The sequence below is a fragment of the Streptomyces sp. WAC00040 genome (assembly GCF_056835925.1).
Genome location: NZ_JAKQZE010000006.1, coordinates 196148 through 214571 on the forward strand (window position 1 = coordinate 196148; position 18424 = coordinate 214571).

At 70.8% G+C, this 18424-nt stretch carries 15 protein-coding genes; 7 read left to right on the top strand and 8 right to left on the bottom strand.

Features of this window, described 5'->3' with window-relative positions:
* Nucleotides 1-16: 16 nt before the first annotated feature.
* The 5 genes from MDN94_RS38315 (at nucleotide 17) to MDN94_RS38335 (ending at nucleotide 6037) form a co-directional block, all read left to right on the top strand.
* Nucleotides 17-1342, top strand: coding sequence for a DUF2252 domain-containing protein (locus MDN94_RS38315; RefSeq protein ID WP_482730379.1), 1326 nt, complete (start codon nucleotides 17-19; stop codon nucleotides 1340-1342).
* Nucleotides 1343-1421: 79 nt separating this feature from the next.
* On the top strand, nucleotides 1422-2111 hold the full coding sequence (locus MDN94_RS38320) for a hypothetical protein (protein ID WP_482730493.1): 690 nt from the start codon (nucleotides 1422-1424) through the stop codon (nucleotides 2109-2111).
* Between the two features lie 53 nt (nucleotides 2112-2164).
* Nucleotides 2165-2980, top strand: a complete 816-nt coding sequence (locus MDN94_RS38325) for a DsbA family protein (protein ID WP_482730380.1) — start codon at nucleotides 2165-2167, stop codon at nucleotides 2978-2980.
* A 126-nt stretch (nucleotides 2981-3106) separates the two neighbouring features.
* Entirely contained in the window at nucleotides 3107-4753 is a 1647-nt protein-coding gene (locus tag MDN94_RS38330) for an alkaline phosphatase D family protein (protein WP_482730381.1), read from the top strand.
* Nucleotides 4754-5038: 285 nt separating this feature from the next.
* Nucleotides 5039-6037 (top strand): zinc metalloprotease, encoded by a 999-nt coding sequence (locus MDN94_RS38335; protein ID WP_482730382.1) that lies wholly within the window; start codon nucleotides 5039-5041, stop codon nucleotides 6035-6037.
* Nucleotides 6038-6141: 104 nt separating this feature from the next.
* On the opposite strand, the gene MDN94_RS38340 is transcribed toward MDN94_RS38335, so the two are convergent.
* A complete protein-coding gene (locus MDN94_RS38340; protein ID WP_482730383.1) occupies nucleotides 6142-6711 on the bottom strand; it encodes a dienelactone hydrolase family protein in 570 nt (189 codons plus the stop codon).
* A 46-nt stretch (nucleotides 6712-6757) separates the two neighbouring features.
* Between MDN94_RS38340 and MDN94_RS38345 the strand changes: the two genes are divergently transcribed.
* Entirely contained in the window at nucleotides 6758-7912 is a 1155-nt protein-coding gene (locus MDN94_RS38345; protein ID WP_482730384.1) for a mechanosensitive ion channel family protein, read from the top strand.
* 78 nt (nucleotides 7913-7990) lie between these two features.
* Here the strand turns inward: MDN94_RS38345 and MDN94_RS38350 are convergent, their stop codons facing one another.
* From MDN94_RS38350 to MDN94_RS38365, 4 genes are read right to left on the bottom strand one after another with little or no spacing between them, the layout of a single operon-like run.
* The gene (locus MDN94_RS38350) at nucleotides 7991-8464 is read right to left on the bottom strand and encodes a GNAT family N-acetyltransferase (protein ID WP_482730385.1); all 474 of its coding nucleotides are present in this window, start codon (nucleotides 8462-8464) and stop codon (nucleotides 7991-7993) included.
* On the bottom strand, nucleotides 8461-9402 hold the full coding sequence (locus MDN94_RS38355) for an RluA family pseudouridine synthase (RefSeq protein ID WP_482730386.1): 942 nt from the start codon (nucleotides 9400-9402) through the stop codon (nucleotides 8461-8463). Before MDN94_RS38355 ends, MDN94_RS38350 begins: the two co-directional genes overlap by 4 nt.
* Nucleotides 9403-9419: 17 nt before the next feature.
* A complete protein-coding gene (lspA, locus tag MDN94_RS38360; protein ID WP_482730387.1) occupies nucleotides 9420-9980 on the bottom strand; it encodes a signal peptidase II in 561 nt (186 codons plus the stop codon).
* 60 nt (nucleotides 9981-10040) lie between these two features.
* Nucleotides 10041-11609, bottom strand: coding sequence for a TraR/DksA family transcriptional regulator (locus MDN94_RS38365; protein ID WP_482730388.1), 1569 nt, complete (start codon nucleotides 11607-11609; stop codon nucleotides 10041-10043).
* Nucleotides 11610-12171: 562 nt separating this feature from the next.
* Between MDN94_RS38365 and ileS the strand changes: the two genes are divergently transcribed.
* Nucleotides 12172-15312 (top strand): isoleucine--tRNA ligase, encoded by a 3141-nt coding sequence (gene ileS / locus MDN94_RS38370; RefSeq protein ID WP_482730389.1) that lies wholly within the window; start codon nucleotides 12172-12174, stop codon nucleotides 15310-15312.
* 987 nt (nucleotides 15313-16299) lie between these two features.
* Here the strand turns inward: ileS and MDN94_RS38375 are convergent.
* From MDN94_RS38375 to MDN94_RS38385, 3 genes are all read right to left on the bottom strand, one after another.
* On the bottom strand, nucleotides 16300-17397 hold the full coding sequence (locus tag MDN94_RS38375) for a DivIVA domain-containing protein (RefSeq protein ID WP_482730390.1): 1098 nt from the start codon (nucleotides 17395-17397) through the stop codon (nucleotides 16300-16302).
* 49 nt (nucleotides 17398-17446) lie between these two features.
* Nucleotides 17447-17743, bottom strand: a complete 297-nt coding sequence (locus MDN94_RS38380) for a YggT family protein (protein ID WP_005318710.1) — start codon at nucleotides 17741-17743, stop codon at nucleotides 17447-17449.
* A 70-nt stretch (nucleotides 17744-17813) separates the two neighbouring features.
* On the bottom strand, nucleotides 17814-18419 hold the full coding sequence (locus MDN94_RS38385; RefSeq protein WP_482730391.1) for a cell division protein SepF: 606 nt from the start codon (nucleotides 18417-18419) through the stop codon (nucleotides 17814-17816).
* Nucleotides 18420-18424: the final 5 nt, after the last annotated feature.

The window sequence follows — 18424 nt, forward strand, 5'->3', positions numbered from 1 at the left end:
CAGGAGGCACTCAGAGATGCCGGTCCCGCAGCCCACCGCCGAACAGCGCGGCGAGGAGATCCTCGCCGTCTTCGACGTCGCCTTCGGCGAGCTCCTGGCCGCCGACCCGGCCGCCTTCCGGGTCAAGTTCCGCAAGATGGCGGCCTCGGCGTTCGCGTTCTACCGGGGCACGGCCTGTCTTTTCTACAACGACATGGAGCGGGAACAGCATGCCGGTCCCTATCTGGACGAGCGGACGAGCCGGGTGTGGATCCACGGCGATCTCCACGCGGAGAACTTCGGCACGTACATGGACGCCAACGGCCGGCTGATCTTCAACGTCAACGACTTCGACGAGGCGTACGTCGGCCCCTTCACCTGGGACCTGAAGCGGCTGGCCGCCTCGCTGGCCCTGATCGGCTACACCAAGGCGCTGAGCGACGAGCGGATCACGGAACTGGTGCGGATCTGCGCGGCCGCCTACCGCGAGCGCATCCACGCCCTGGCGACCGGCGCCAAGGACGACGACGTGCCGCCCTTCACGCTGGACACGGCGGACGGGCCGCTGCTGGGCGCCCTGCGGATGGCGCGCTCGCTGACCCGGTTCTCGCTGCTGGACTCGATGACCGAGATCCGTGACTTCGAGCGCCGGTTCGCGTCCGGCGGCGGCTCCATCGAGCTGGACGCGGCCACCCGGTACAAGGTCCTGGCCGCCTTCGACGGCTATCTGGAGACGCTGCCCGAGTCCAGCCTGACCCGCCCCGACTCCTACCGCGTCAAGGACGTCGTGGGCCGGCGCGGCATCGGTATCGGCTCGGCCGGCCTGCCCTCGTACAACATCCTGCTGGAGGGCAACAGCGACGCCCTTGAGAACGACGTCGTGATCTACATGAAGCAGGCCCAGACTCCGGCGGTCTCCCGGCACATCACCGACACGCAGGTCCGTGAGTACTTCCAGCACGAGGGGCACCGCACGGTCATCTCGCAGCGCGCCCTCCAGGACCACGCCGACCCGTGGCTGGGATGGACGGAGCTGGACGGCTCCGGCCAGCTGGTGGCGGAGGTCTCGCCGTACGCGGTGGATCTGGACTGGTCCGACATCGACGACCTGGAGGAGATCGCCGCCGTCGTCGCCGACCTCGGCCGCGCGACGGCGACCATGCACGCCGCCGCCGACGACGAGAGTGGCCACTCCCTGGTGCCGTTCTCCACCGAGCGGGCCATCGACGCGGCGATCGCCGCGGACGAGGAGGGCTTCGGCGAGCTGCTCGTGGACTTCGCGCACCGCTACGGCGCGAGGGCGCGTGCCGACCACCAGATCTTCGTCGACCTGTTCCGCAACGACCGGATCCCGGGCCTGTAGGCGCGGGCGCCCGGCCGGAGGTCTTCACGCGCTCCTCTCTTAAGAGGCTCTTAAGAAACACATGGCACACTCGGCGGCGATGGACATGTCCGGGACGCGGCTCAGGGGGCTGCGGGCAGCGATCTTCACGGCACTGGTCGTGACGCTGTCCGCCGCCTCCCATGTGCTGCTCTCCCGCGCCCCGCTGCCGCTGTCCACCGTCGCCGCCCTCGCCGCAGCCGTGTTCGCCGCGGCCTTCGCACTGTCGGGCCGTGAGCGCGGGTTCTGGCGCATAGCCGGGCTGCTGATCCCCCTGGAGCTGGCCGCGGACACGGTCTTCACCACCGGCCAGCATGTCTGTTACGGCCCAGCGGGCGGACCCGTCGCCGGTTCGCTGCGCGCCGTCGGGTTCGACGTGCTGTGCGGCGGCGAGGTCGGCTCGGCTCTGCCGGGCACGGCGCTCCCCGGGGACGAGCAGAGCCTCGCGGCACTGCTGAGCAGTGCCGACCCGGCGCAGCCGTGGCTGCTGCTGGCCGCCCACGTATGCGTCGGCCTGCTGGCCTCGGCCTGGCTGCGGCGCGGTGAGGCCTCGCTGGCCGCTCTGGTGCGGGCGGTCGGCGCCGTCGCCTTCCGGCCGCTGCTTCTGGCGGTGGCGGCGGTGCACGCCCCCGGCCCCGCGCGACCGGAGTCACTTCCTGGCCGGTACCTGCCGCGCTCTTCCCGCACCCGTCTGCTGGTGCACTCCGTGGGACGGAGGGGACCACCCGTTCCAGTCGCGCTCTGCGCCTGAACCGGAGATCCCCCTTTTACGTCCCCGCACGACCCCACACGGAGTGAATCATCATGAGCAAGCGCAACACCCAGGCCAACAAGGCGGCGGCCCGCGAGCGGCTGCGCCAGGAGCGCGAGCGGCAGGCCAAGAAGGACAAGGTCCGCCGGCAGCTCGTCGTCATGGGCTCGGGCATCGGGGTGCTCGCCGTCGCCGGCGGTATCGGCTTCGGCATCATGCAGGCGAACAAGCCCGGCCACTGGGAGTCGGTGGCCAAGGAGTCGAACGTCACCGCGCCGAAGAACACCTCCGGCGAGAACGGGACGACCGTCGTCATCGGCAAGGGCGGCGCGAAGAAGACGCTGGAGCTTTACGAGGACTCGCGCTGCCCTGTCTGCGCGACCTTCGAGCAGGCTGTCGGCGAGACGGTGGACAAGGACGTCGAGGCCGGCAAGTACAAGGTCAAGTACATCGGTGCCACCTTCATCGACGACGCCACCAACGGCGAGGGCTCCAAGAACGCGCTGAGCGCGCTCGGCGCCGCGCTGAACGTGAGCCCCGACGCCTTCCTCGCCTACAAGTCGGCGCTGTACTCGGCCGAGTTCCACCCCGAGGAGAGCGACGACAAGTTCGCCAAGGACTCCTACCTCCTCGAGGTCGCCGACTCGGTGCCCGCGCTCAAGAGCAACGCGGAGTTCAAGAAGAACGTCGAGGACGGGACGTTCGACGCTTGGGCGATGAAGATGTCGGAGACGTTCGACAAGAGCGGCGTCAACGGCACGCCGACGCTGAAGATGGACGGCAAGAAGGTCACCGCGGAGGGCAGCGACAACGCGCCCATGACGGTGGAGGAGTTCAGCACGGCGATCGACAAGGCACTGGCGGGCTGATCCCCGCCCTCCCGGAAGCCGTCGGCGGTCGGGAGGGCGACAGACCGGTTTACCGCTCCGGATGGGCGGGCGAACTTTTTCCGTTCGCCCGCCCATTCGACGTACTGATCAGTAGTCTGATCGGCCGTGACCAGTCGATCTTCCTCAACTCCCAGTCGCCGCACGGTCGTCAAGGCCGCTGCCGCCACCGCCGTCGCCGCACCCGTTCTCGCGGCCACCGCCTCCCCCGCCGTCGCGGCGGACCAGGCTCCCGTATTCCTCCACGGCGTCGCCTCCGGCGACCCGCTGCCCGACGGCGTGCTGCTGTGGACCCGCGTGACTCCGAGCGCGGACGCCCTGCCCGGTTCCGGCAGGGGCGCCGACACCGAGGTGGCCTGGGAGGTCGCCGAGGACCGGGGCTTCACGCAGGTCACCGCGCGCGGCACCACCGTCTCCAGGGCGGCCTTCGACCACACCGTCAAGGTGGATGTGCGCGGTCTGCGTCCGGGTACCTCCTACTGGTACCGCTTCACCGCCGGCGGCGCCGTCTCCCCCGCGGGCCGCACCCGTACCGCTCCCGCCACGGACGCGGCCACGCCGGGTGTGCGTTTCGGCGTGGTGTCGTGCGCCAACTGGGAGGCCGGCTGGTTCTCGGCGTACCGGCACCTGGCGGCCCGCGGCGACCTCGACGCGGTCCTGCATCTCGGCGACTACATCTACGAGTACGCCGCCGGCGGCTACCCGGCCGAGGAGTACGGCGTACGCAAGCACGCGCCGCTGCACGAGATCGTGACGCTCGCCGACTACCGGCTGCGCCACGCCACCTACAAGACGGACGCCGACCTCCAAGCGCTGCACGCCGCGCACCCGCTGATAGCCATATGGGACGACCACGAGCTGGCCAACGACGCCTGGTCGGGCGGCGCGGAGAACCACACGCCCGGCGTCGAGGGCGAGTGGGCGGCCCGCGTCGCGGCCGCCAAGCAGGCGTACTTCGAGTGGATGCCGGTGCGCACGTCCACCGAGGGCACCGTCTACCGGCGACTGCGCTTCGGCAAGCTGGCGGATCTGCATCTGCTGGACCTGCGTTCGTTCCGCTCGCAGCAGTCGGGCATCGGCAACGGCGATGTGGACGACCCCGACCGTACGCTCACGGGCCGGGCGCAGCTGGACTGGCTGAAGTCCGGCCTCACCGCCTCCGACGCCTCGTGGCAGCTGGTAGGCACGTCGGTGATGATCTCGCCGGTCGCCTTCGGTTCGCTTCCCGCGCATCTGCTCGAGCCGATAGCCGAGTTGATGGGCCTGCCCAAGGAGGGGCTGGCCGTCAACGTGGACCAGTGGGACGGTTACACGGACGACCGCAAGGAGCTGCTCGCCCACCTGACGCGGCACGGCATCGAGAACACCGTCTTCCTCACCGGCGACATCCACATGGCGTGGGCGAACGACGTCCCGGTCAGGGCGGCGACGTATCCGCTCTCGGCGTCCGCGGCGACCGAGTTCGTCGTGACGTCGGTGAGTTCGGACAACCTGGACGACCTCCTCCATGTCGCGCCGGGGACCGTCTCGCTGGTCGCGTCGGCGGCAGTGCGCGCCGCCAACCGCCACGTGAAGTGGGTCGACATGGACGCCCACGGTTACGGCGTGCTCGACGTGACCGCCGAGCGCTCGCAGATGGACTACTACACGATCTCCGACCGGACGAAGCAGGACGCATCGTCCTCGTGGTCCCGCTCCTACCGGACGCTCAGTGGAACGCAGAAGGTCGAGCGGGTGAACCAGCCCGTGCGCTAGGGGCGATTTCCAGCCACACGGCGATACGTTAACGGGAGATCACATCATCACGACGGGTGGCGTGATCCGCACCATCAATGCGGACACACCACCCGTCGTCGTCACTGCATTCGTTACGTGCAGATCTCAAACCCCGGACACGGCCGAAACGTTTCTCCCCGATGTCCGTAATCACCCTTGGATTGATTGGGCTTGAAGGGTCCTCATCAAGATCTGACATGCACCCGTAATCTCCCCGCGGTGGCCAGGAAAGGCCCCCTTCACAACCCCCCGCGAGGAGACGTAATGCGCGCTCTTGCCCGTATATCCCCCCGACTGCGCCACCGCGCAGTCGGTACGGCGATCATGGCCGGAACCCTGGCCATCGCCCCGCTCTCCGCCCCGGGCAGCGTCGCCGCGCCGAAGGCGGCCGTATCGGCCGCGGCCACCGCCGAGGACTGCGCGGAGGACGCGCACGCCGGCGCCACCGCCCGTGAGACCCGTCCCGGCGCCGGCCACGCGCACGAGCCCAACGAGATCTCCGAGGCCAAGGCGAAGGCCATGGACGCGGACCTCAAGAAGCGTCTCGACGCCGCCCGCACCACCGGCCGTGACCTCTCGGCCGCCGCCGCGACGACGATCCCGGTGTACTTCCACGTCATCCACGACGGCGAGACGGGCAAGCTCACCGCCGCCCAGATCAGCAGCCAGCTCGCGGTCCTGAACGCGGCCTACGCCGGCCAGGGCACCGGCAACGTCGACGCGGGCTTCCAGTTCACCCTGGCCGGCACCGACTACACGAACAACGCCTCCTGGTACAACCTGACTTCGGGCTCCACCGCGGAGAAGCAGATGAAGTCCACCCTCCGCCAGGGCGGCGCAGGCGCGCTGAACTTCTACACCGCCAAGCTCGGCGGCGGCCTGCTCGGCTGGGCGACCTTCCCGTCCTCCTACAACTCCAACCCGTCCATGGACGGCGTGGTCGTGCTCGACGCCTCACTGCCCGGCGGCTCCGCCGCCAACTACGACGAGGGCGACACCGCCACCCACGAGGTCGGCCACTGGATGGGGCTTTACCACACCTTCCAGGGCGGCTGCAACGGCAACGGCGACTACGTCACCGACACCCCCGCCGAGAAGAGCCCGGCGTACGCCTGCCCGACGGGCCGTGACAGCTGCGCCAGCAAGACCGGTGTGGACCCGATCCACAACTTCATGGACTACACGTACGACGCCTGCATGACCCAGTTCACCTCGGGCCAGGTGCAGCGGATGAAGGACCACTGGACGGCGTACCGCGCCTGACAGACCGCTCCGACCGGTCCGCCCGGCGCGCGCCCTGCGCGCCGGGCGGACCGCCGTGTGCGACGTCACATACGAGGTGGACCCCCGTGTCCGCCTTCCGCTCCTCAGAGCGTCTCGAGGAATCCCAGGGCCGTCCGCCAGGTCTGCTCCGCCGAAGTCTCGTCGTAGTCGGGCAGATCGGGGTCGGTGAACAGATGCCCGGCCCCCGGATAACGGTGCACCTCCACGTCCGCCCCGGCCCGCTGCATCTGGAGGTACCAGGTGTTCAGCCAGTCGTGCGGCTCGAACGGATCCGGGTCCGCGACGTGCAGTTGCACCGGCAGGCCGTCCACACTCGCGCCCTCCGCGATGTCGGACGTGCCATGCAGAAGCAGCAGCCCGCGCGCCTTCTCGTCACCGAGCGCCAGATTCTGTGCGAGCGCCCCGCCGAGCGAGAAACCGGCGTAGACCAGCCCCTTTTCGGAATGGGGTGCGGCTGCGTGGATCGCCCGCCGCAGCAGCTCGTCCGTGCCGATCTTCTCCCTGAGATCTCTGCCTTCCTCGACGGTCCCGGCGGTTTGCCCCTCGAACAGGTCGGGCACGCGCACCTCGTGCCCTGCGGCACGCAGCCGGTCCGCGGCCGCGTGCACCGCGGGGCGCAGACCGAAGGTCGAATGGAAAAGGATGACGTTCATCCGGCCATCCTGCCAGCCGCCTTCACCGGCACGGAGTTACGGAGACATGGAGAACATATTGCGCCCGTCGGCCGTCATCGGCGGAGCGGTCCTGCTCACCCTCGCGCTCGGCTGGGCCGTCGACCGCGTGCTGCGCCGGATCGACGACCGCCATCCCGAGACCCCCCTGTGGGACATGCTGCGCCGCTGTCGGCTGCCGCTCCAGGTGGTGGTCCTCGGGGCCCTGTTGAGGGGTGCTTACCGGGAGACCCGCTGGTCGCTCGTCGAGCGCCACGAGGCCGTCATCGGTCATGTGCTCTCACTGGTCATGATCGGCGCGAGCGCCTGGCTGGTGACCCGCATCGTCTCCGCCGCCGTGGAGTCCTCGTACACCCGTTACGCGTCCTCCACCCGCGACCCTGCCCGGGTCCGCCGGGTGCGGACGCAGATCACGCTGATCATGCGGATCGTCACGGCAGTGGTCGCCGTGGTCGCCGTTGCCGCGATGCTGCTGACGTTCCCGGGCATGGAGAAGTTCGGCGCCTCGATGCTGGCGTCCGCGGGCATCATCGGCATCGTCGCCGGTGTCGCGGCCCAGTCCACCCTGGGCAATCTTTTCGCCGGCTTCCAGATCGCCTTCGGCGACATGGTCCGCATCGGCGACACGGTGGTGGTGGACGGCGAATGGGGCGTCGTGGAGGAGGTCACCCTCACGTTCCTCGCCGTACGGACGTGGGACGAGCGCCGCATCACCATGCCGGTGTCGTACTTCACGAGCAAGCCGTTCGAGAACTGGTCGCGCGGCGGGGCCCAGATGACCGGGACGGTCTACTTCCAGCTGGACCACTCGGCACCGGTCGCTTTGATGCGTGAGAAGCTCCAGGAGATCCTCGCCGGCTGCAAGGCCTGGGACGGAAGGGACTGGAGCCTGGCCGTGACGGACACCACACCCAGCACGATCGAGGTCCGTGCGGTCCTGACAGCGAAGGACGCCGACGACATCTGGACGGCCCGCTGCACGGTCCGGGAGCAGATGATCGCCTGGCTGGGCGAGAAGCATCCGTACGCCCTGCCCCGGATCGCCACGGCCGCGGCCTCCCTGCCCCCGCGCGGCCAGTGGCCGCGGCAGGCCGCTCCCCCACGGGAGGAAGAGATCCACAGCAACAACGCGGGGGACTACACGCCCACGGACGAAGAGGTCCCCCGCACGGGCCGCGGCTGACGGCTCCGGGGCGTCGGAGCGCCGGTGGGGCACGCCCGGCGCACCGCGGGGCCCGTCCGGTCGTGAGCCGGCCAGGCCCTAAATGGCCCGCCGCATCGCCAGGTGCGGAATGCCGGCGTCCAGGAACTCGGAGCCGTAGGCCTCGTACCCGAGCCGCTCGTAGAAACCGAGCGCATGGGTCTGCGCGTGCAGGTCCACGGCCGCGAGTCCACGCGTCCGGGCCGCCTCCTCCATGGCGCGCACGAGGGCCACGCCCACGCCGAGGCCGCGCGCCGCCTTGCTGACGGCGAGCCTACCGAGCGATCCGACCGTGAGATCGCCGCCGGTCTTCTTGAGCGCGGAGGCGCCGTGCAGCAGCCGGCCGGTACCGAGCGGGCGGCCGTCCTCGGCCACCGCCAGGACATGGATGGTGTCCGCGTCCTCGGCGTCGTACGCGTCGTACTCGATCTCCTCCGGCACCTGCTGCTCGGCGACGAAGACCTCCTTGCGGACGGCGAAGCACGCCTCGCGGTCGGCCGGGCCCACCGCCACCCGCACGCTGTACACCGTCACGCGCTCTCCGCCTCGATCCGGTCCAGCGCCATCTGGAGATCGGCCGGGTAGGTGCTCTCGTACTCCACCCACTGCCCGTCCGACGGGTGCTCGAAGCCGAGTCGCACGGCGTGCAGCCACTGCCGGGTCAGACCGAGCCGCTTCGCCATCGTGGGGTCGGCGCCGTAGGTCATGTCGCCCACGCAGGGATGGCGGTGCGCGGCCATGTGCACCCGGATCTGGTGGGTACGGCCGGTCTCCAGCTTGATGTCCAGCAGCGAGGCCGCGCGGAAGGCCTCGATCAGGTCGTAGTGCGTCACCGAGGGCTTGCCCTCCGCCGTGACCGCCCACTTGTAGTCAAGGGTGGGGTGCCGGCCGATGGGGGCGTCGATGGTGCCGCTCAGCGGGTCCGGGTGGCCCTGCACCAGCGCGTGGTAGCGCTTGTCGACGACCCGCTCCCGGAACTGCTGCTTCAGCAGCGTGTACGCGCGCTCCGACTTGGCGACGACCATCAGGCCGGACGTGCCGACATCGAGACGGTGCACGATGCCCTGCCGCTCGGAGGCCCCCGACGTGGAGATGCGGTAACCGGCGGCGGCGAGACCGCCGATGACAGTGGTGCCGCTCCAGCCGGGGCTGGGATGAGCGGCCACACCGACCGGCTTGACGATCACGACGATGTCGTCGTCGTCGTGCACGATCTCCATGCCCTCGACGGGCTCCGCGACGATCTGTACGGGTGCGGGGGCCTGCGGCATCTCCACCTCGAGCCAGGCGCCGCCGTGCACGCGCTCGGACTTGCCGACGACCGAGCCGTCGACCTGCACCTTCCCGGCAGCGGCCAGCTCAGCGGCCTTCGTACGGGAGAACCCGAACATCCGGGAGATGGCGGCGTCCACACGCTCACCCTCCAGGCCGTCGGGTACGGGCAGGGTGCGGATCTCGGGAATCGTACTCACCCGTCGAGTATGCCTTGTCAGTCCTTGTGGACTGTCCCGTCGGGGTCCAGGCCCTTGAACGACAGCAGCACGATGAGAACACCGCCGCACACGATCGCGGAGTCCGCGAGGTTGAAGACGGCGAAGTGCGCGGGCGCGATGAAGTCCACGACCGCGCCCTCGAAGACGCCGGGCGAACGGAAGATCCGGTCCGTCAGATTGCCGAGCGCCCCGCCCAGCAGCAGACCGAGGGCGACCGCCCAAGGGCCGCTGTAGAGCTTGCGCGCCAGCCGAACGATCACGACGATCACTGCCGCCGCGATGCAGGTGAAGATGATGGTGAAGGCCTCGCCCATGCCGAAGGCGGCGCCCGGGTTCCGTACCGCCTCGAACTTCAGCCAGTCGCCGATGATCTCGATCGGCTCGTGGTGCTCCAGCTTGGCCACCACGAGCAGCTTGCTGCCGAGGTCGAGCAGATAGGCGACGAGCGCCACCGCGAACAGCGCGGCGATCTTGCGCTTGCCCTTCGGCGGCTCGGCGGGCGCCGCAGCCTCGTCGTCAACATCTGGCGTACCGATGATGCGCTCCGCCTCTGCCACGTAAGTCCCTCAACCCTAGGTTCCTGACTGAGGACGAGGGTACGGCACACCTCCGCGCGGTCAGCCTCTGCGTTCCTGCTTCTGCTTGCACTCGACGCACAGGGTCGCCCGCGGGAAGGCCTGCATTCGGGCCTTGCCGATCGGCTGCCCGCAGCTCTCGCACAGACCGTACGTCCCGGTGTCGAGCCGCTGCAGGGCGCGCTCCGTCTGCTCGAGCATCTCGCGTCCGTTGGCGGCGAGCGCCATCTCGTGCTCGCGTGTGATGTTCTTCGCGCCGGTGTCGGCCTCGTCGTCGCCGGCGCCGTCGCCGGAGTCCCGCATCAGCCCCGCGAGAGCCGCCTCCGAGGACGTGATCTCCGCGTTCAGCCGCGCCGCCTCGCCCTCGAGCTCGGCCCGCGCCTCGTCCACCTCCTCCTGGGTCCACGGATCCTCTCCGGGCCGCACCGCCAGCTCGCCCGGCGGTGTCGCGGCCGCCGGCGGGGCCGTGGGAACCGCCACCGCGCTCCCGCCTGCGCCTGATGCCCTACCCGCGGTCTTCTTCGCTGCCACCGTCCTGGCTCCTGTCTGCTTCGCGGCCTCGGCCGCCCCCTCGGCCGCGGGCGCGGCCTGTTTCGCGGCGGTCGCCCGGTCGGCGACCTCCGTGGTCACCGGTACGGGCGCCGGATCGGCGTCCGTACCGGCCTTCTTCCCGGCCCTGCGGGCCGTGGTCCTCTTCGCCGGCGGCGTCTCCTCGACGCCGTCAGCCGCGGCGGCGTCCTCGGCGTCCGCCTTGCCGGCCGGGGTGGTCTTCTTGGGTTCGGCGGCCGCCTTGCCGGTGGTGGCCTCCTCCTCGGTCCCGGCCTCCGCCTTGTCCGCGGGCGCCGCTTGGACCGCCTGCGCCGCTTCGGCTGCCGGCTCCTCGTCTGTCGCCGGCACTTCGGCCGCTGTCTTTTTGGCGCCGGCCTTACCGGCGGTGGGTGCCTTCTTGGTGGCCGACTTCCTGGCAGCCTTCTTCGTGGCGGCCTTCTTGGCCGCCGCGGGCGCCTTGCCTGCCGGGGTCGCTCCGGCCGCCGGCTTACCGGCGTCGGCCGCTGCCTCTTTGTCGGTGGTGGCCGCCTTTCCGGTCCCGGCCGCCGCACTGCCGGACGGGGGCTCGGCTGCCGCCTCGTCGGCCGCTGCATTCCTGGCGGCGGCCCCGGTCCGGGCGGTGCTCGTCCTGGTCGTGGTCCTCCTCGCCGAGGTCCCCTTGGCTGTCGTGCCGCCGGCTGCCGGTCCGGTCGTCTTCTCCGCCGCCGTCGTGGCCTTCCCCGCCGCGCCTCCGCTCCCTACCGCTTCCTCGGCCACCGCCTTCTTCGCCGGGGGCCCCCCGGCTGTCGACCCGCTCGCCGTCGTCTTCCTCGCCGGAGTCCCGCCGCCGGGCTCCTTGCGCGACGCGGACCTGCCGGTGCTGCGGGCCGCCGTGCCCGGCGCTCCCGTGGCGGCCGTCTTGCGGGCCGCCGGCTCCGCGGCGGTGCCGGCCGTACGGGACGTGGACTTCCGGGGCGCGGCCTTCTTCCCGGAGGGCTCCCGGGAGGCCGGCCTCCCGGAGGTCGCCCCCGCGGCGGCGGAACGCGGGGACGCCGTCTTCCCGGCAGTCTTCTTCGCCACCATGGCCGCGGCCCCTTCACATATTGTGATCTTGCTCGCGAATCGTGCTGGGACGATAAATCGACCCCAGCCCCGCGGCAACGGGGCACGCCGCCGGTTCGGCCCGCCCCGCGCTGCGAGAAGCCGGGACTGCATCGGTTGTGCCCAGCTCTCCGCCCGGTAATCCGCCGTGCGGGCCGCACCGCACACGAGGAGGACGTCCACGTGCGCCGTGTGGCCATTCGGGTCAACCGCCCGGCGGTCGAAAAAGCGGTCGGACGCTCGCCGTGGGGGCCCGTACACTGGGCCCAGCGAAAGGCGTGGATGGGGACGAGTAGCGTCGTACGCAGCCATGAGCGACCCGGGGACGGTGAGAGCCCGGGGGCGAGCGCGACGTGAAGCATCACCCCGGAGCCGCCGGAAGAAAGCCGCGGGCATCCCGTGGCCGGTAGAACCGGCGTCGCGACCCCAATGAGGGGGCGGTGACCTGTGCACCGCCAAGGAGGGTGGTACCGCGGGAGCCGCGCAGCATCGGCGCTCTCGTCCCTCCGACGGAAGAGAAACTGTCCGCCGGAGGAGTTCGTAGATGACACCCCCCCAGTACCGTCAGGTGCCGGCCCAGGTCGACCTGCCCGCGCTCGAGCACGCCGTGCTCGACTTCTGGCGCGAGAGCAAGATCTTCACCAAGAGCCTCGAACAGTCCGAGGGCCGCCCCGAGTGGGTGTTCTACGAGGGCCCGCCGACGGCGAACGGCATGCCCGGCGCGCACCACATCGAGGCACGCGTCTTCAAGGACGTCTTCCCCCGCTTCCGCACCATGCGGGGCTACCACGTGGGCCGCAAGGCCGGCTGGGACTGCCACGGCCTGCCCGTCGAGCTCGCCGTCGAGAAGGAACTCGGCTTCTCCGGCAAGAAGGACATCGAGGCGTACGGCATCGCCGAGTTCAACGCCAAGTGCCGTGAATCGGTGACCCGGCACACGGACGCCTTCGCCGAGCTGACGACCCGCATGGGCTACTGGGTCGACCTCGATGACGCCTACCGCACCATGGACCCGGACTACGTCCAGTCGGTGTGGTGGTCGTTGAAGGAGATCTTCAACAAGGGCCTGCTGGTCCAGGACCACCGCGTCGCGCCCTGGTGCCCGCGTTGCGGCACCGGCCTGTCCGATCACGAGCTGGCGCAGGGCTACGAGACGGTCGTCGATCCTTCCGTCTTCGTGCGCTTCCCGCTGACGAGCGGCCCGCTCGCGGGCGAGGCCGCGCTCCTGGTGTGGACGACGACCCCGTGGACCCTGGTGTCCAACACGGCGGTCGCCGCGCACCCCGACGTCACGTACGTCGTGGCGACGAACGGCGAGGACAAGCTCGTCGTCGCCGAGCCGCTGCTGGAGAAGGCGCTCGGGGAGGGCTGGGAAGCCACCGGGCAGACGTTCGCCGGCGCGGAGATGGAGCGCTGGACGTACCGGCGCCCGTTCGAGCTGGTCGAGTTCCCGGCGGAGGCCCACTTCGTCGTCAACGCCGACTACGTGACCACCGAGGACGGTACGGGTCTGGTCCACCAGTCCCCCGCGTTCGGTGAGGACGACCTCAAGGTCTGCCGCGCCTACGGTCTGCCGGTCGTGAACCCGGTCCGCCCCGACGGCACCTTCGAGGAGGACGTGCCGCTGGTCGGCGGCGTCTTCTTCAAGAAGGCGGACGAGGCGCTGACCGCCGACCTCGAGGCCCGCGGTCTACTCTTCAAGCACATCCCGTACGAGCACAGCTACCCGCACTGCTGGCGCTGCCACACCGCGCTGCTCTACTACGCCCAGCCGTCCTGGTACATCCGCACCACCGCCATCAAGGACCGGCTGCTCGCGGAGAACGAGGCCACGAACTGGTTCCCCGACTCGGTCAAGCAGGGCCGCTACGGGGACTGGCTCAACAACAACATCGACTGGGCGCTCTCCCGTAACCGCTACTGGGGCACGCCGCTGCCGATCTGGCGCTGCGAGGACGACCACCTCACCTGCGTCGGCTCGCTCTCGGAGCTGTCCGAGCTGACGGGGACCGACCAGTCGGACCTGGACCCGCACCGCCCGTACATCGACGCGGTCACCTTCGACTGCCCGCAGTGCTCCGCCACCGCGACGCGCGTGCCCGAGGTGATCGACGCCTGGTACGACTCGGGTTCGATGCCGTTCGCGCAGTGGGGCTACCCGTACAAGAACAAGGAGATCTTCGAGAAGCGCTATCCGGCGCAGTTCATCTCGGAGGCGATCGACCAGACGCGCGGCTGGTTCTACACGCTGATGGCCGTCGGCACGCTGGTCTTCGACAAGTCGTCGTACGAGAACGTGGTCTGCCTCGGCCACATCCTCGCCGAGGACGGCCGCAAGATGTCCAAGCACCTCGGCAACATCCTCCAGCCGATCCCGCTGATGGACCAGCACGGCGCGGACGCCGTCCGCTGGTTCATGGCGGCCGGCGGCTCGCCGTGGGCAGCACGGCGCGTGGGCCACGGCACGATCCAGGAGGTCGTGCGCAAGACCCTGCTGACGTACTGGAACACGGTGGCCTTCCAGGCCCTTTACGCCCGCACCTCGGGCTGGGCCCCCTCGGCCGCCGACCCGACCCCGGCCGAGCGCACGGTCCTCGACCGGTGGCTGCTCTCCGAGCTGCACGCCCTGGTGGACCAGGTCACGCAGGCGATGGAGTCCTACGACACCCAGCGCGCCGGCAAGCTGCTCTCCGCGTTCGTCGACGACCTGTCGAACTGGTACGTGCGCCGCTCGCGCCGCCGCTTCTGGCAGGGCGACGCGGCGGCGCTGCGGACGCTGCACGACGTGGTGGAGACCGTCACGCGGCTGATGGCGCCGCTGACGCCGTTCATCACCGAGCGGGTGTGGCAGGACCTGATCGTCCCGGTGACGCCGGACGCTCCCGAGTCCGTCCACCTGTCCTCCTGGCCGGAGGCCGACCTCGACGCCATCGACCCGACCCTGTCGACCCGGATGGCACTCGTGCGCCGGCTGGTCGAGCTGGGCCGTGCGACGCGTGCCGAGTCGGGCGTGAAGACCCGCCAGCCCCTGTCGCGGGCCCTGGTGGCCGCGGCAGGCTTCTCGGCGCTCTCCGAGGAGCTCCAGGCCCAGATCACGGAGGAGCTGAACGTCTCCTCGCTGGCGTCCCTGTCCGAGGTCGGCGGCTCGCTCGTGGACACCACGGCCAAGGCCAACTTCCGTGCACTGGGCAAGCGCTTCGGCAAGGGCGTCCAGGACGTGGCCAAGGCGGTCGCCGCCGCGGACGCCGCCGCGCTCTCCCTGGCGCTGCGGTCCGGCGAGGCCACGCTCGACGTCAACGGCGAGACGATCACGCTCTCCCCGGAGGAGGTCATCATCACGGAGACCCCGCGGGAGGGCTGGTCGGTCGCGTCCGACTCCGGCGCGACGGTCGCGCTCGACCTCGAGATCACGCCCGAGCTGCGCCGGGCCGGTCTGGCCCGTGACGCGATCCGCCTCATCCAGGAGGCCCGCAAGAACAGCGGCCTGGACGTCGCAGACCGTATCGCGCTCCGCTGGACCTCCGAGGACCCCGAGGTCACGTCGGCGCTGGCGGACCACGCGTCGCTGATCGCGGACGAGGTGCTGGCGACGGACTTCGCAAAGGGCGAGGCGCCGGACGACACGTACGGCGCTCCGTTCACGGACGAGGGCCTGTCGCTGACGTTCCGCCTCCGCAAGGCGTAACGCACACGAGCACTGCGGGCCCGGCCACGTTCTGTGACCGGGCCCGCCGTCTTTTCCCGGCGCCTCCGCCCCGGCTGCCTGCGCCGGTTCCGGGCTGGTGGTGCCCGCCAAGGCCAGGGCTCGCTCCTGGCCGCGGGCATCCCCTGGGCATGGTCCGGCCGAGGCCCCGGCGCATGACGAGCCGGCTCGGGTCCGCCGGCCCCCGCCCCGAGCGTGCCCTGGGTGGGCGGCCCGAGGCCCCAGCCGGGAGCCCGGGCGGGCCCGGCCCCCAGGCGCGGGCGCGTGGCCGCTGCGCCGGCCCTGTCCCCTCCCCCTTCCCGTAACCGGGGCAAGCCCGGACCCCCTACCGCGCTCGCGCGGTGGCCTCAAACGCCGGACGGGCCGAGAACCCGCTGCGCGGGCATCAGCCCGTCGGCGCGGAGCCACTCCGGCCGTGCCGGGCACCTCGTCGGCGGCTCCCGACCGGCGGGGGTTCCGCCGGGCCTTCGGCTTCCGCCCCGCCAACGGCTCCAGCCACGCCGGCAGCTTCCCCCGCGCCGCGGTCTCCGTCCGGCCGGCCGCTCCGGCACCGTGTGGCGGCCGCTCCAGCCGTCTTGGGGCGGCCGCACCGGTCACCGCCGGCGCGGCGGCTCAGGTCTCCCCTTGGCGGAGGCTTCTCAAGCCCCGCCGACGAATGAGGCGCGGGATCCGGTGGGCCCACGCCCCCGTGCGGGGCCCGGTGAAGCACACGCCGCCGCACGGGGACCCGGTAGGGCCCGCCGCCGGGCATAGAGGGACCGGGGGATCGGAAACGCTGCGCGGAGCGCGGCGGCAGGCCCGGCGAGACCCACGCCGCGGAGCCGCACAGCGGGCAGAGGACGGGAACAGCCCGCCGCAGGCGCTCCCGCACCTGCCACGCGCAAAAGGCCGGGCCCGGGACGTGTGATCACGTCCCGGGCCCGGCCCCGCAGTCTGCCGACGGCTACGCGCGCAGCGCGCGCAGGCCCGTCAGTTGTCGTCCTCGTCGATCAGGAAACCGCGCATCGGCGAGGGCGCCTGCTGCATCGGCTGCGGCGCCTGCGGCCGAACCGGTGCCATCGGCTGGGTCATCGCCGGCGACATCTGCTGCTGGCCGCCGTACGACGGACCGGACGGCGACGGCCCGTGGCCGCCCATCGTCTGGTTGCCGTAGGACGGGGCGCTCGCGCCGGCCGGTGCCATGGAAGGCGCCGGGGACGGCGGCAGCGACGCGGCCGCGGGCTGGCGCGGCGGGGCCAGGGAGTCGTCCGCCTGGGTCTCCAGCTGACGCAGCTGGCTCTCCAGGTAGGACTTCAGCCGGGTCCGGTACTCGCGCTCGAAGCCCCGCAGGTCCTCGACCTTGCGCTCCAGCGTGGCGCGCGCGGACTCGAGGGAGCCCATGGCGACGCGGTGCTTCTCCTGCGCGTCCCGCTCCAGGGCGTCGGCCTTGGCGCGGGCGTCCCGCTCCAGGCCCTCGGCGCGCGAACGCGCCTCGCCGACGATCTTGTTGGCCTCGGAACGGGCCTCCGCGATCGCCTGGTCAGCGGTCTGCTGGGCCAGCGAGAGCACGCGCGCGGCGCTGTCTCCGCCGGGCCCCTGACCCATCGGACCGGGGCCCTGCGGGCCGCCGTGTCCGCCCATGGGGCCACCCATCGGGCCACCCATGGGTCCGCCCTGCATCGGGCCGGGACCCATCGGGCCGCCAGGACCCTGAGGGCCGCCGTGGCTGGGACCGGCCGGCAACTGCGGTGCTCCGCCCGGCAGCTGGGGCGGACCCATCTGCGGGGGCTGCTGCTGGACCGGCGGTCCCGATATGGCGGCGGGCACGGGGGAACCGGGACCGCCCGGGCCGCGGCCGTCCTGGGGCTCCGGCGGTTTACGCATGCCCTGTTGCTGCTGCTGGTTCTGCGCGGCGGCACGCGTCGCCGCGGCCAGCTTCGCGCGCAGGTCCTCGTTCTCGCGGAGCAGACGGGTCAGCTCGGACTCGACCTCGTCGAGGAAGGCATCGACCTCGTCCTCGTCATAGCCTTCTCGGAGGCGGACGGTCGTGAACTGCTTGTTCCGCACGTCCTCGGGAGTCAGCGGCATCTCTTCTTCACCTCTACGTAGTCGTCGGCAGTCGGCAGGACCGTATCGCTCACATCGAGTTCCCCAAGCCGCGCACGATGGAGATCAGGATGTAGACGATGATCATCAGAACGAAGAAGGACAGGTCGAGTGCCACGCCCCCGAGACGCAACGGCGGGATGAACCGCCGCAGAAGCTTGAGCGGTGGATCGGTGACAGTGTAGGTGGCCTCCAGAACGACCACCATCGCCTTGCCGGGTTGCCATGAACGCGCGAACTGGAAGACGTAGTCCATGACGAGCCGGAAGATCAGCACGACAAGGAAGCACATCAGCGCGATGTAGACCACATCCAGTGCGACGCCCATCCCGCGCTTCCCTCTCCCCTGACTCTCGTCTTCCCCGGCCGTTCGGCCGGGTCGTTCCCGGTGTCTTTTCTCAGCTCTGGTTGAAGAACCCGCCCTCTGCGATGCGGGCCTTGTCTTCCGCCGTGACATCGACGTTAGCAGGCGACAACAGGAACACCTTCTGCGTCACCCGCTCAATGCTGCCATGCAGACCGAAGACGAGTCCCGCGGCAAAGTCGACAAGTCGCTTCGCGTCCGTGTCATCCATCTCCGTGAGATTCATGATCACGGGGGTGCCCTCGCGGAAATGTTCCCCGATGGTACGGGCCTCGTTGTAGGTCCGCGGATGCAGCGTGGTGATGCGGTAGGGCTCCCGCTCGGACACGACCTTGGGCATGATCACCGGTGCACTCTTCTCCATGCTCGGGCGTTCAGGTGTGATGGATGCCACGGGGGCGATCCGTGCCGGGCGTCCGCCGTCGACCGGGAGGGAAACCGGCTCGCGCGGTGCGGGTGGCGCCGGGACCCGCACCGGCTCCTCACGCTCGATCTGGCGGGGAGGCTGGTGCCGCCGGTGCTCCCGCTCGGGCTCCGGCTCGGGTTCGAAGTCGTCATCGGGGTCGAAACCCCGGCCGTCGTACCCATCGTCCTCCACGAGGCCGAGGTAGACCGCCATCTTGCGCATCGCGCCGGCCATTCTCT